This is a genomic window from Dorea sp. 210702-DFI.3.125 (genome assembly GCF_020560945.1).
Taxonomy (GTDB): Bacteria; Bacillota; Clostridia; order Lachnospirales; family Lachnospiraceae; genus Dorea; species Dorea formicigenerans.
In genome coordinates this window covers 1-13673 of record NZ_JAJCNF010000025.1, presented here as the reverse complement: position 1 = coordinate 13673, position 13673 = coordinate 1, and the positions used below count along the sequence as shown (strand labels likewise).

Below are 13673 nucleotides of genomic sequence, written 5' to 3'. Positions count from 1 at the left end.
TTTACTTACACTCCTTTTCTTCCCAGGTTAAAACCCCTGTCTTCACAGCCTCTTCATACCTGGACACTTTATATTTCAAGCGTTCCATTGTTGCCTCAATCTGCTGTTTCTGTTCCTCTAAAATGTCATACTGTTCCTTTAGAAGCTGTCTTCTCGCCTCAAATGTAGAGTCTCCTATCTGGAATAATTTTACATATTCAATCAATGCTTCAATTGGAACTCCTGCACTTCGCATACAAACAGCATGCTCTACCCAGCCAAGATCCGATTCCTGATAGTTACGAATCCCACTTGCCGTTCTCGAAACTGGCGGGATTAAACCAATACGCTCATAATATCTGAGCGTATCTTGAGAAATCTTAAATTTCTCACTGACTTCTTTAATTGTCATACACAAAACACCTGCCTTCTACATGACATACTATAGCATCTGGAGTGAACTCCAAGTCAAGAAAAATATGCAAATTCAAGAATGCCTCGGTGTTCTAGATTTTTCTTAGAAAAAAGAATGTGCCAGGGCACATTCTTACGCTAAGTGCATTGCATAACGCCAATGACGCTGCGCAACGACTAAATTAAATAATATTCCAAAAACTTTTTTTCTTCTCTTCTATTGGCACAGGTTTCTTCTTACTGCGTACAATCTGCGCCCGCATACCTATGTTGGTAAACTCCTGGCAAAGTTTTACCGCCTGCTCTTTGTTAAGACCATCTTTTGCCGCAAATGGTGTCTGGGATAATTGGATTTTTCTGCTAAAATCGTATTTTTTTGCAAGCTGTACAAAGTCACTGCGCTGTCCAAAATATTCCATCACTCGTCCCAGTACGATTATCTGTCTTGATGGGAACTTTGGAATGTCGCATTCTTCCGACATCGGCTGGATTTCATATTCAGCCTGATAATAATCCAGTGCTTCTTCAAAATATCCCGCACATTCCTCGTCCAGATTATCATAAAGTACCACCGGGACATTCGATACTATTCTGTCTGCATCCTCTTTTTCAATTCTTGTAAGAATCTGCAGATATCTTGATATTTCAATATTATGGTTATTGCAATTTATCAGTTGAAGCTGATATGTTTTCATATGTGTCTCCTTAAAAAGCATAACTCATCTCATGCCACTCTTCATCACCCCATACAGAAGCAGAGATACCTTCGTCTTTGTAGCCCATTTTTTTATACATTTCCACTTTCTGTTCAAGGCATGTCAGTTTCAGCATCTTACGCCCTTTTGCCTGCTCACGCTTTACGTACTGGTTCATGATTTCTCTTGCAAGACCCTGCCTGCGGTATTCTGGCCGGACATCCAGCCCAAGAAGGAAAATATTCTTTCCTTCCGGATTATGTACGGTAATATCTGTGAAAAACTCATCACGAAATGCTTCTTCATCTGTTGCCAGTCCATTTAAAAAGCCTGCGATCGTTCCAGTCTCTTTGTCTACTGCAACAAGAAAAAGTTCCGGTGCATGTTCCACCCTTTCAAACATATCTTTTTTAGAACATACCTCATGTGGTGGAAAACAGATCTTCTCAATCTCTGCTACTTCCTCTGCTTCATTTACCCTGACAGATCGAAATTCGAATCTGTCTAATACATTTACCGCCATCTTTCTTTCCTCCCTATACTTTAATTACTAGCACTATGTGTGCGAAGGTAAAAACCCCCAATTATTATAGCCGATTTATCTTTCTTAAAAATGCAGACCTTGTATCGTACCTGCTACAATCATCATTCCTCCGGTTACAGCCAGTGCCAGGGCAAGTGCCAGCCAGATGAACTGTTGTTTGCGTTTTTCTTTTGGAAATAATTCTTTTGGATAACCTTCCCGCCCAAGATGTAACACGTGATTGCCCAGATACAAAATTGCCAGCCCCACGCCGCCATCTATCATATAAATTCCCATAAATGCCGGTGAAAGCTGAGAAACCTGGCTGGTTGCTGTATCCATTACAAAGTTCCACATTCCACTTCCATTCATTCCAAGTGCTCTTGCCATCAGCTGCATCAAAAACTGCATCCCATAAAGCACCAGTACCGGAATGATATTATTGATCGCATGAAACATCACATTATAAAACATGTTGTTCGTCTCATAGACAAGATATCCGAGTACAATTCCAAGGAGAAATGTTGGGAAAAATCGTATGATACTTCCATGAAACAGACCAAACACTGCCGCTGTAACTATAATTGGAATCCATTTTCCGTGTGTCTGATTCCAAATAGAATTAAAAAATACACCACGAAACACTGCTTCTTCACAGATTGCCGGTGCAATTCCAACAACTATAATTGCTACTATCATGGAGGAACTTGTGAACATACTGCTTAATCCGATTGATGTTTCAGTAACCATCTCCGGGGCAATATACATTTCAATCATGGTCACAACAGAAATTGCCTGACTCGCACCAAGGTAAATCAGTATCGTCCCCATGACCTCTGTAAGCTTTGGCTTATGAATCGGAAACACCGACCGGAATTTTCCGCCAAACACTGCCACTGCTCCAACTGCTGTGCCCAGTAAAATCAATTCTCCGATCAAAGACCGTCCCATTCCTAACCATTGTGGCAGAAAGTCACTGAACACAAATACTTCCAGACCTGCCAGGATGATTACCAGTAATCCCTGCCAAAGCCTTAACTGCTTTTTCTCATTTTCCATATATTTCACCTTACCATCCAAGTCTGCTGTATTCTAGTCCTTCAACATGTCCGCATCAAATTTCTTTGGAAACGTTTGAATTTCTTCATGGATTCCAATGATCTTCTCCATCCATATCATATTGTACCAGCGATGGAACTTGTATCCACATTTTTCAAATTCTCCTATCATACGATAGCCAAGATGTTCATGAAACTGTGCACTGTTCTTTGTCAGATACTCATCGTCTTCCTCGGGATATCCAATACATGCTTCCATATTTAAAATTCCCATTTCTTTCAGACAATGTTCCAATGCACTATGAAGTTTTTTTCCTATTCCCATACGTTTACAATTCTGATCTACATATATGGAGGTTTCCACCGCCCAGGCATAAGCTGCGCGCTCCTTAAATGGACTGACATATGCATACCCCACGATTTTTCCATCATGTTCTGCCACCAGATATGGATATTTTTCAAGTGTATGTGCAATTCTTTCACGAAATTCCTCTGGGGAGGGAACTTCATATTCAAATGTAATTGCAGTTTCCCTGACATATGGTGCATAAATCTCCAACAATTCTTCTGCATCATCTAATGCTGCAACACGAATCACGATCTCTTTTTTTAATGTACTCATACTGTAATCTGACTCAATACCTCGCCGATTGGTGCGGCAATCGTAAGTTCTGCACGAACTGATTTTGCCGTATCGCTCTTATTGATCACGACAAGATGTTTTCCTCTAAAATAATCTACAAATCCAGCTGCCGGATAAACGACCAGAGATGTTCCCCCTATGATCAGTGTGTCTGCCTGGCTGATCGCACGGATACTCTTGTCAATCATATTTTCATCCAGACTTTCCTCATAAAGTACGACATCCGGCTTGATCACTCCTCCACACTCACAATGTGGAACTCCTTTGCTGTTCTTTACATATGCTGCATCGTAGAATTTTCCGCATTTTTGACAGTAATTGCGATGAATGCTTCCATGGATCTCATATACATTCTTACTTCCTGCTGCCTGATGAAGTCCGTCAATATTCTGCGTAATGATTGCTTTAAGTTTTCCTGCCTGCTCAAGTTCTGCCAGCTTTTTGTGCGCGGCATTCGGCTTCGCATCTAAAAACATCATCTTTTCTTTGTAAAATTCATAAAATCCTTCTGTATTGCGCATAAAGAAGGTATGACTGACAATCTGCTCCGGTGAATACTTGTATTTCTGCTGATACAGGCCGTCCGCACTTCGAAAATCCGGAATATTGCTCTCTGTAGATACTCCTGCTCCTCCGAAAAAGACAATATTTTCACTGTCATCAATGATTTCCTGCAACTTTTCGATTTCTTTATTCACAAAATCATCTCCCTATTTTACATTTTCCATCCACTCAATGATCTGACCCAGATTCTCCAGACTGGCTGATGCATGTTCCAGTACCTCTTCCGGCACATCTACCATATCATGAATATAAATCGTTTCTCCACCGGCTGCGATCCCTGCCATGACTCCCGGTGTACTGTCTTCAACTACCAGACACTCCTTCGGATCACGTCCGATCACTTTTGCTGCATTCCAGAAAATATCCGGTTTGGGTTTACTTGCTTTTTGCGTGTCTCCATAGATAAATGCTGCAAAATATTCCGCTATTCCTGACATTTGAAGAACTTTTTCTCCACGCGATTGTCTTGTAGAAGTTGCAACTGCTGCCGGAATCTTCTTTTCTTCCAAATAGGAAAGGAGCTCCATAAGCCCCTTCTTTTTAGGAACTCCGTCCCGCGCAAGCATCTCCATAAAAATCTCATCTTTTCGCTGTCTTGCTTCTTCATAACGAAATTCTTTGCCAAATGTATCTTCAAATATTCCCCTGATAATCGCTGCCGTCTTTCCCCGGCACTGATTCAGAAGTTCTGTCGTAATGGAATACCCCATTTCTTCTCCGACTTGCTTCCACGCAATCGTATACAGCCTCTCTGTATCAAACAAAGTGCCATCCATGTCAAATATCACGCCTCGGATCATATTGTACGCCTCACTCTTCTATACGTTCTCTCATCATCAGTCATTTTTTGTCTATTCTTTATCCATGCTGTCTGACGATTTTTCTTTGCTTTCTCTTGTATAATCGGTAAAGAATCCAGTCAGTGCGTCCAGCGTCTTTAACAGTACCGGGATCTCGCTCTTATCTAACTTGTCCACAATGGCCTGTGTCATCTGCTTATGATAATCTTCGTGATGATGATATGCATTTTCCCCTTTTTCCAGAAGACGCACATATACGATCCGTCGATCCTCTTTGCTGCGGAACCGGTCAACATACCCCTTTTTCACAAGACTATTCACAGCAGTTGTAAGTGATCCTACTGTAATATTCAGCTTCTTTGCAATGGTAGACATATTATTACCCTCTCCAAGTCCGATTGCCTCTATGACGTGCATATCATTGTTGGTAATATCTTTAAATTCATCCGTAATAATTGCCTTACCTTCTACCTCCCAGATCTCATTAATCAGATTCACCAGGACATAGTTAATTGTTGCATATACATCACTCATTCGCACTGCTCCTTCATCCTTTACTTGCTTTTCATTATAGACGTTTTTTGTCAAAGAAGTCAACCTGCTCCTGCATTCCTTCTGAATTCTCTGACACTTGCATTTTACAGACAACTTTGCACTTATATATTTCAGATCCTGCTTACATCCGACGGAAGCGTTCATATCGGGAATCCACTAATTCTTGGATGTCTTTGTTTGTATATTCTTCCAGATACCCTTCGATATTTTTCTCCAGTTCATCTGCAATATTGCTCATCGTTTCTGCTGTAAAATGTTCTGGTTCTGCAAACACCTTCTCTACAATCCCCATTTCTTTTAAATCTGCTGCTGTCAGACGCATAACTTTTGCAGCCTGCGCAGCTTTCGTACTGTCCTTCCATAAAATGCTTGCAAAGCCTTCTGGTGAAAGAATGGAATAAATGGAATTCTCCAGCATCCATACCTGGTCTGAAACCGCCATTGCAAGTGCACCGCCACTTCCTCCTTCTCCGATAACAATACTAAGTATCGGGGTCCTAAGCGCTGACATCTCATACAGATTTCTTGCAATCGCCTCTCCCTGGCCGCGCTCTTCTGCGGAAATTCCGCAAAATGCTCCCGGCGTATCTACGAAGCAAATGACCGGGCGATGGAATTTTTCTGCCTGCTTCATAAGACGCAATGCCTTCCGGTAGCCTTCCGGTGACGGCATACCAAAATTGTGTCCGATATTCTCTTTTGTATTCTGTCCCTTCGCCTGGGCAATGACTGTCACTGCTCTTCCGTGAAATGTAGCGATTCCTCCAACAATTGCCGGATCATCGGCAAAATACCGATCTCCATGCAGTTCTACAAAATCCTGGAACAAAGCTTGTATATAGTGACCTGCAACCGGGCGGTCATTTCTTCTGGAAATCTGTACACGATCCCAGGCTTCCAGAGTTTTTGATCTGGTTTTTCTATTTTGAAATTCTTTTGTTGCTTTTTCGACTTTTTCATTTCCAGTCTGATGCATTTTCAGGATTTTTCCCAGCGTCTGCCGCATCTTCTGGCGTTCTACAATCTGGTCTACAAATCCATGTTCTTTTAAGAACTCGGATCTTTGGAATCCTTTCGGAAGTTTCTGACCAATCGTCTGCTCAATGACACGAGGACCTGCAAATCCAATCAGTGCTCCCGGCTCTGCCAGTATGATATCTCCAAGCATAGCAAAACTTGCCGTCACGCCACCGGTTGTTGGATCTGTCAGCACCGTAATATAAAGAAGTCCAGCGTCGCTGTGACGTTTCAGTGCAGCGGATGTCTTTGCCATCTGCATCAAAGACACGATTCCTTCCTGCATTCTTGCTCCGCCAGAGCATGTAAAGATGATAACTGGAAGCTTTTCTTCTGTCGCACGTTCTACCATTCTTGTAATTTTCTCACCTACGACTTCTCCCATGCTCGCCATTAAAAAACGTCCGTCACAGACTCCAAGCGCTGTCTCAATTCCATGAATTGCAGCTTTTCCAGTCACCACTGCCTCATCTAATCCAGTTGTTTGTTTTAATGCTTCCACCTTTTCCGGATACCCTTTGTATCCAATCGGGTTCGTATTTTCAATTCCTCTGTCCCACTCTTCGAACGTATCCTCATCTGCAATTGACCGAATCCGCTCCGGTGCCGGCATGCGAAAATACCCATGACATTTCGGGCAAATATATCCGCCTGTTATAACGTCCTCTGTAATAATTGCTTTCTGACATTTGTTACATTTACACAGAAGTCCCTCCGGAACTTCCGGGCTTTGGTGTTTCCCACCGATATGCCCTTTTTTTCCGGAAGGACGTCTTGTTTTCTTAAACATATTATCTAACTTCATATGTCCACTCCTTATACTCTTTCACTCCACGGTTGTTGTATACCTTAATGCTTTATAGTATCTATGAAATTCACATTAAATTCTCCGGATTGATATACCGGGTTATTTAATAATTCATAGAGATAATCCACATTCGTGTCGATGCCCTCAATAATAACCTCTCCAAGTGCGCTCTGCATTTTCTGGATTGCTTCATCCCGGTTCTTCGCCCAGACGATGAGCTTTGCAACCATGGAATCATAATATGGAGAAATGCTGCATCCACTGTAAATTGCGGAATCTACACGGATTCCTTTTCCTCCCGGCAAATGAAGATCTGTAATGGTTCCAGGTGACGGCCGGAATCCTTTTTCCGGATTTTCCGCATTGATCCGGCACTCAATGGCATGCCCATTGATTTCAATATCCTGTTGAGTAAATGACAGCTTCTGTCCATCTGCAATACGGATCTGTTCTTTGATCAAGTCAATTCCAGTCACCCACTCAGTCACCGGATGCTCCACCTGAATTCGGGTATTCATCTCCATAAAGTAAAAGGCATCATTGTTCTCTAAAAGAAATTCAATGGTTCCTGCATTGACATAGCCTGCGGCTTTCGCAGCTTTTACTGCTGCCTCTCCCATCTTCTTTCGAAGCTTTGAAGACAACGCCGCTGACGGAGCCTCCTCAATCATTTTCTGATGATTTCTCTGAATAGAGCAGTCACGTTCTCCGAGATGCACTACATTTCCATAGGAATCTGCCAGAATCTGAAATTCGATATGTCTCGGCTCCTCCATAAAATGTTCAATATACATGGTATCATCGCCAAACGCCATCTGGCTTTCCTTCTGTGCGGTCTGAAAGCTTTGCGTGAATTCTTCTTCGGAATATGCCACACGCATGCCTTTTCCACCTCCGCCGAGGGCAGCTTTTATAATAACCGGGTAACCGATTTCCCGTGCAAGCAAAAGTCCGGTATGCACCTCACAGACTGGCTCCTTACTTCCTGGAATGACCGGAACACCTGCTGCTTCCATCGTATTTCTTGCTTCCTGTTTATTGCCAAGCTTTGCAATGACATTTGCCGGCGGTCCGATAAAGGTAATTCCGCACTGCTCACACAGTTCTGCAAATTTACTGTTCTCTGACAAAAAGCCAAAACCCGGGTGAATGGCGTCTGCCCCACTCACCACCGTTGCACTGATAATATTCTCCATACTTAAATAACTCTGAGATGACGGTGCCGGTCCGATACAGACCGCTTCATCTGCAAGCTTTGTATGAAGGGCTTCTGCGTCTGCCTCTGAATATACTGCAACCGTCTCAATTCCCATTTCCCGGCACGCACGGATAATCCGAACTGCAATCTCACCACGGTTCGCAATCAAAATCTTCTTAATCACACAGATCACCTACCCTACTGCAAATGTCAGTACCGCGCTGACTACTTTTTTACCGTCCACTGTAGCGACAGCCTCTCCGACACCAATCGGTCCTTTTTTCCGGATAATTCTTGTTTCCAGACGAAGCTTGTCCCCCGGCACGACCTTTCCTTTGAATTTACATTTATCAATTCCGCCAAAATATGCGACTTTTCCCTGATTCTCCGGCTCACTTAAAATCGCTACCGCACCTGCCTGTGCCAGCGCTTCCACGATCAGCACACCCGGCATGACCGGCTCCTGTGGAAAATGTCCGGCAAAGAACTCTTCCCGGTAGGAAACACATTTGTACGCCACTGCATACTCACCCGGCTCGTAATCTTCTACATAATCCAATAACAGAAACGGATGTCTGTGAGGTATGATTTCCTGAATCTGTTTAATATCCAAATGTTTCATGATAACCTCCTACGCAATTCTGAATAATGGCTGGCCGTACTCTACTGCCTGGCCATTCTTTACAAGAATCTCCGTGACTGTTCCATCAAAATCACTCTCGATTTCATTCATCAGCTTCATGGCCTCGATAATTGCAACCGACTGACCTTTTTTCACGGAATCGCCAACCTGAATAAATGGCTCTGCATCCTCTGCCGGAGCCGCGTAAAATGTTCCCACAAGCGGAGCTTTGACTACATTTCCAACAGGAGCCGCCTCAGATGTCCCAGTCTGTTTCTGTACGCCTTCTTCTAAATCTGTGGCTGCTTTAGAAGAAGCACCTGTAACTTTCACAGCTTCCGGTGTAACAGCCTGCACTGCCGCAGTCGTTCCCATCACCAGGTTCTCTTTCTTATTCAGCTGCAATTTTATACCATTTTCTTCATATTTAAATCCAGTCAGGTCTGACTCAGAGACTTTATCAATCAGTTTCATCAACTGTTCTACGTCCATTTCCAGGTTCCCCCCTTACGCTTCATACTTCTGAATTAAAATTGTTGCATTGTGTCCGCCAAATCCAAGTGAATTGCTCATGGCTGCCTTGATTTCTTTCTCTACCGGACTTCCAATTGCATAATTTAAGTCACATTCTTCATCGGCCTCTTTTGTTCCGACCGTCTGATGGATAAATCCATCTTCCATGCTTTTGACACAAGTAATAAATTCTACTCCGCCTGCTGCTCCAAGCAAGTGACCGATCATGGATTTCGTAGAGTTGATCACCACGTCTTTCGCTGCCTCGCCAAATGCTTTCTTAATGGCGCGTGTCTCGAACAGGTCATTGTGATGGGTACTTGTTCCATGGGCATTGATGTAATCTACCTGTGCCGGTGTAATCTGGGCCTCTTCCATGGCAAGCTCCATTGCCTTCGCTGCACCGCTTCCGTCTTCTGCCGGAGAAGTAATATGATAAGCATCCCCTGTACATCCGTAACCGGTCACTTCTGCGTAAATTTTTGCCCCACGCGCTTTTGCATGCTCCAGCTCTTCCAGCATTACAACTCCCGCACCTTCACCAAGTACGAATCCATCCCGGTCTTTATCAAATGGAATGGAGGCACGAAGTGGATCGGTAGAAGCAGAAAGTGCTGTCAGTGCTGTAAATCCGGCAATACCAAGTGGGCATACACAGCCTTCGGTTCCTCCTGCAAGCATCATATCTGCGTCACCATACTGGATTGTACGGAATGCATCACCAATACAGTTCGTTCCTGTGGCGCAGGCAGTTACGACATTGCTGCATTTTCCACGGAATCCTAACTGAATTGATACATTTCCCGCTGCCATATTGGAAATCATCAAAGGCACCATAAGCGGATTCACTCTTGCCGGTCCCTTGGTCAGAATTTTTTCATAGCTCTGCTCTGCTACCTGAAGACTTCCAATTCCGGAACCAATCATCACACCAGCGCGAAATGGGTCTTCTTTTTCAATCTCCAGTCCAGAATCTTCATAAGCTTCTCTGGCTGCTGCAACCGCATATTGAGAAAATGCTTCCATACGTCTGGCTGCTTTTTTATCCATATGATCTCCCGGCACAAAGTCTTTGACTTCTGCTGCCAGTTTTACTTTATAATCTGTAGTGTCGAACTTTGTGATCTCACCAATTCCAACCTTACCTTTGCGGATTCCGTCCCAAAATTCAGCTACACTATTTCCAATTGGAGTAATTGCACCAAGTCCGGTCACGACCACTCTTCTTTTTAAGACTTTATTATTTGCCATCTTTTTTGTACTCCTTCCCCTGCATCACTTTCTACATTACCATGCCGCCGTCTACATGCAGCACTTGTCCGGTAATATAAGAAGCATCTTCCGATGCGAGAAATGCAACTGCTTTTGCCACCTGATCAGGCTCTCCAAATTTTCCAAGAGGAATCTGGGCAAGCGTAGCCTCTACAACCTTTTCCGGCAGGCTCTGCGTCATATCTGTATCAATAAATCCAGGAGCTACTGCATTCACAGTAATTCCTCTGGAGCCAAGCTCTTTTGCCACAGCTTTTGTAAGTCCGATGATTCCGGCCTTAGAAGCTGCATAATTGGCCTGTCCTGCATTTCCAGACACACCAACTACAGATGAAATATTCACGATGCGCCCGCTTCTTTGCTTTAACATCTGTCTGGATACTGCCTGGATCGTATGAAATGCGCCTTTTAGATTCGTATCTAACACAGCGTCAAAATCTTCTTCTGACATCCGCATCAACAGACCATCTCTTGTAATACCTGCATTATTCACCAGCACATCCAGATGTCCGTATTCTGCGATCACATTTCCAATAAATTCTTTACATGCCACGTTGTCAGAAACATCACATTTATATATAGAAGCTTCTCCTCCATTTTGCTCAATTTCTGTCTTTAATTCCTGTGCTTTTTCCTCGCTGCCACAGTAATTGATCATAACATACATGCCCGCTGCTGCCAGCTCTCTTGCGATTGCCGCACCAATTCCACGGGAAGCTCCTGTCACAACTGCTACCTTTTTTTCCATTTTATTTATAACTCCTGTCATTTTCGCCTTGTTTCTATATGATCTTTTCCAGATCTTCCCATGTTGCTACATTACAGACCTTGACACTTCGGTCAATCTTTTTCATAAATCCTGCCAAAGTCTTGCCCGGCCCGATTTCGATAAATGTATCAACTCCGTCTGCGATCATTTTCTCCATGCTCTGTTGCCAGCGAACGGACGATGTAAGCTGTGTCACAAGTAATCCCGGACTCTTACGAACATCCGTAACTGCTTCTGCCGTCACATTTGTAATATAAGGGATCATAAGCTCATGAAATTCTGTCTTATCTAGCTCCATTTCCAGTTCCTTTGCCGCCGGGAGTAAGAGCGTAGAATGAAACGGACCACTAACATTTAACATTACGGTACGTTTTGCACCCGCCTCTTTCAAATGTTCTGCCGCTTTTTCAACTGCTTTTGTTTTTCCTGTAATAACAATCTGACCCGGACAGTTATAGTTCGCTACAGACACACCTGCAATCTCTGCTGTCACTGCTTCGATTTTCTCTGCATCTAATCCAAGAATCGCGCACATAGCGCCTTCTCCTGCCGGAACTGTATGCTGCATCAAAATTCCACGTTTTCTCACAAGGCGGATCGCATCGATCGGCTCCAGCCCGCCGGCCACAGAGATGGCTGCATATTCGCCAAGGCTCAGTCCCGCTGTAATATCTGGTTTTACTCCACGTTCCATCAGAACTTCTGTCATAGCAAGGCATGTTGTTACCATAGCCGCCTGTGTATATTCTGTCTGGTCTAAGAGATTATTTTCCTCAAAACACAATGCTTTCATATCCAGCCCCAGCTGTTCGCCTGCTTCATCAAAGAGCTTTCTGACACTGGCGCTGTTTTCGTAAAAATCTGCACCCATGCCACATTTCTGCGCCCCTTGTCCCGGATAGATAAATGCAATCTTACTCATATATTTCTTATCCTCCAATTACTATGCTTCGGTTTCATACAGATTCAGAGTGCCTATCAAAGCGTCTGTTTCTCTGACCAGTTTTTGGATCAATGCCTGACAGCTCATCTGCTCATTTACCAATCCCGCGATCTGGCCTGACATGACACTTCCAGTCTTCACATCACCGTCTACGACAGCTTTTCTAAGACCTCCAAGAGTCATAAGTTCCAACTCTTCAAATGGAGCACCTTCCTGTTCCATCTTCAAGTATTTTTTTGTCATCTCATTGCGAAGTGCCCGTACCGGGTGTCCTGTTGTACGTCCTGTGACTCTTGTATCAATGTCACTTGCCTTTAAAATCTTATCCTTGTAATTCTGGTGCACCTGTGCCTCTTCTGTGACAACAAATGCAGTTCCCATCTGTACAGCCTTTGCTCCCAGCATAAATGCTGCTGCAATTCCTCTTCCGTCTCCGATTCCACCTGCGGCAATAACCGGAATATCGACTGCATCAACGACCTGTGGTACAAGTGTCATAGTCGTGCTCTCTCCGACATGTCCGCCAGACTCGCAGCCTTCTGCAACAATTGCATCTGCTCCTGCCCGCTCCATACGTTTCGCAAGAGCCACAGAAGCAACAACAGGAATTACTTTCACTCCTGCTTCCTTCCACATTTCCATATATTTTCCCGGACTTCCGGCTCCAGTCGTCACGACCTGGACACCTTCTTCCACAATTACTTTCGCAACATCAGCCGCATAAGGGCTCATAAGCATAATATTCACTCCAAATGGTTTGTCCGTCAGCTTGCGTGCTGCCCGTATCTGCTCGCGCACCCACTCTGCCGGAGCACTGGCGGCACCAATAAGTCCAAGACCACCTGCTTCTGAAACAGCAGCCGCCAGATGATGCTCAGCTACCCATGCCATACCACCTTGGATGATCGGGTATTTTATTCCGAGAAGTCTTGTTATTTCTGTCTGCATAATTTGTTTCCTTTCTTGCATTCACACTTCTAAAAGAGTCTGCAATTTGTCGAAGGCTATATCTTTATTCTTTATGTGCTTCCACGTATTTCACTACGTCGCCGACTGTTTTGAGTGTTGGAAGGTCTTCTTCCGGAATTTCGATCTCATATTCATCTTCTAATGCTGTTACCATCTCGAAGAGGTCTAAAGAATCTGCGTCTAAATCCTCTTTGAAATCTGCACTCTCTGTAACCTTCTCCACATCAATTGCTAAATTCTCTGCGATAATCTCTCTAATCTGCTCTAACATAATTTTTTCTCCTAGTATAATAATGATGTAGTCAATCAAGACTACTTGGTTAATAAGTTT

The 13673-nt window shown here is 43.7% G+C and carries 17 protein-coding genes; all 17 read right to left on the bottom strand.

All coding sequences use genetic code 11. The annotated features are described in order from the left end of the window. Position 1: 1 nt before the first annotated feature. The 17 genes from LI164_RS11655 to acpP all read right to left on the bottom strand — a co-directional run bounded on the left by LI164_RS11655 (position 2) and on the right by acpP (position 13613). Positions 2-391, bottom strand: a complete 390-nt coding sequence (locus LI164_RS11655) for a MerR family transcriptional regulator (RefSeq protein WP_005333221.1) — start codon at positions 389-391, stop codon at positions 2-4. A gap of 184 nt (positions 392-575) precedes the next feature. Beyond that, on the bottom strand, positions 576-1088 hold the full coding sequence (locus LI164_RS11650) for a hypothetical protein (protein ID WP_227087180.1): 513 nt from the start codon (positions 1086-1088) through the stop codon (positions 576-578). 10 nt (positions 1089-1098) lie between these two features. Then, positions 1099-1611 carry a GNAT family N-acetyltransferase gene (locus LI164_RS11645; protein ID WP_147567080.1) on the bottom strand — a complete coding sequence of 171 codons (513 nt, stop codon included), beginning with the start codon at positions 1609-1611 and terminating at the stop codon, positions 1099-1101. 84 nt (positions 1612-1695) lie between these two features. Next, a complete protein-coding gene (locus LI164_RS11640; protein WP_147567079.1) occupies positions 1696-2670 on the bottom strand; it encodes a type II CAAX endopeptidase family protein in 975 nt (324 codons plus the stop codon). 33 nt (positions 2671-2703) lie between these two features. Then, complete coding sequence (locus tag LI164_RS11635; protein WP_117682758.1) at positions 2704-3291, bottom strand: GNAT family N-acetyltransferase; 588 nt, start codon at positions 3289-3291, stop codon at positions 2704-2706. Beyond that, positions 3288-4010: an NAD-dependent protein deacylase gene (locus LI164_RS11630; protein WP_005339526.1), complete on the bottom strand. Its 723-nt coding sequence runs from the start codon at positions 4008-4010 to the stop codon at positions 3288-3290. Before LI164_RS11630 ends, LI164_RS11635 begins: the two co-directional genes overlap by 4 nt. A 12-nt stretch (positions 4011-4022) precedes the next feature. Continuing rightward, positions 4023-4676: an HAD family phosphatase gene (locus LI164_RS11625; protein WP_227087179.1), complete on the bottom strand. Its 654-nt coding sequence runs from the start codon at positions 4674-4676 to the stop codon at positions 4023-4025. Positions 4677-4727: 51 nt separating this feature from the next. Next, a complete protein-coding gene (locus tag LI164_RS11620) occupies positions 4728-5210 on the bottom strand; it encodes a MarR family winged helix-turn-helix transcriptional regulator (protein WP_227087178.1) in 483 nt (160 codons plus the stop codon). Positions 5211-5352: 142 nt separating this feature from the next. After that, complete coding sequence (locus LI164_RS11615; protein WP_215683408.1) at positions 5353-7053, bottom strand: acetyl-CoA carboxylase carboxyltransferase subunit alpha; 1701 nt, start codon at positions 7051-7053, stop codon at positions 5353-5355. Positions 7054-7097: 44 nt separating this feature from the next. Then, a complete protein-coding gene (locus LI164_RS11610; protein WP_040015523.1) occupies positions 7098-8438 on the bottom strand; it encodes an acetyl-CoA carboxylase biotin carboxylase subunit in 1341 nt (446 codons plus the stop codon). Positions 8439-8447: 9 nt separating this feature from the next. After that, the gene (gene fabZ / locus LI164_RS11605) at positions 8448-8876 is read right to left on the bottom strand and encodes a 3-hydroxyacyl-ACP dehydratase FabZ (RefSeq protein WP_005333191.1); all 429 of its coding nucleotides are present in this window, start codon (positions 8874-8876) and stop codon (positions 8448-8450) included. Positions 8877-8885: 9 nt separating this feature from the next. After that, entirely contained in the window at positions 8886-9368 is a 483-nt protein-coding gene (accB, locus tag LI164_RS11600) for an acetyl-CoA carboxylase biotin carboxyl carrier protein (RefSeq protein ID WP_005333190.1), read from the bottom strand. A gap of 15 nt (positions 9369-9383) precedes the next feature. Further along, entirely contained in the window at positions 9384-10640 is a 1257-nt protein-coding gene (gene fabF / locus LI164_RS11595) for a beta-ketoacyl-ACP synthase II (protein WP_005333189.1), read from the bottom strand. A gap of 31 nt (positions 10641-10671) precedes the next feature. After that, the gene (fabG, locus tag LI164_RS11590) at positions 10672-11409 is read right to left on the bottom strand and encodes a 3-oxoacyl-[acyl-carrier-protein] reductase (protein ID WP_255642427.1); all 738 of its coding nucleotides are present in this window, start codon (positions 11407-11409) and stop codon (positions 10672-10674) included. Between the two features lie 34 nt (positions 11410-11443). Next, positions 11444-12352, bottom strand: coding sequence for an ACP S-malonyltransferase (fabD, locus tag LI164_RS11585; protein ID WP_117682752.1), 909 nt, complete (start codon positions 12350-12352; stop codon positions 11444-11446). Positions 12353-12373: 21 nt separating this feature from the next. Then, the gene (gene fabK / locus LI164_RS11580) at positions 12374-13321 is read right to left on the bottom strand and encodes an enoyl-[acyl-carrier-protein] reductase FabK (protein WP_117605708.1); all 948 of its coding nucleotides are present in this window, start codon (positions 13319-13321) and stop codon (positions 12374-12376) included. A 64-nt stretch (positions 13322-13385) separates the two neighbouring features. Further along, positions 13386-13613, bottom strand: coding sequence for an acyl carrier protein (acpP, locus tag LI164_RS11575; RefSeq protein WP_005333177.1), 228 nt, complete (start codon positions 13611-13613; stop codon positions 13386-13388). Positions 13614-13673: the final 60 nt, after the last annotated feature.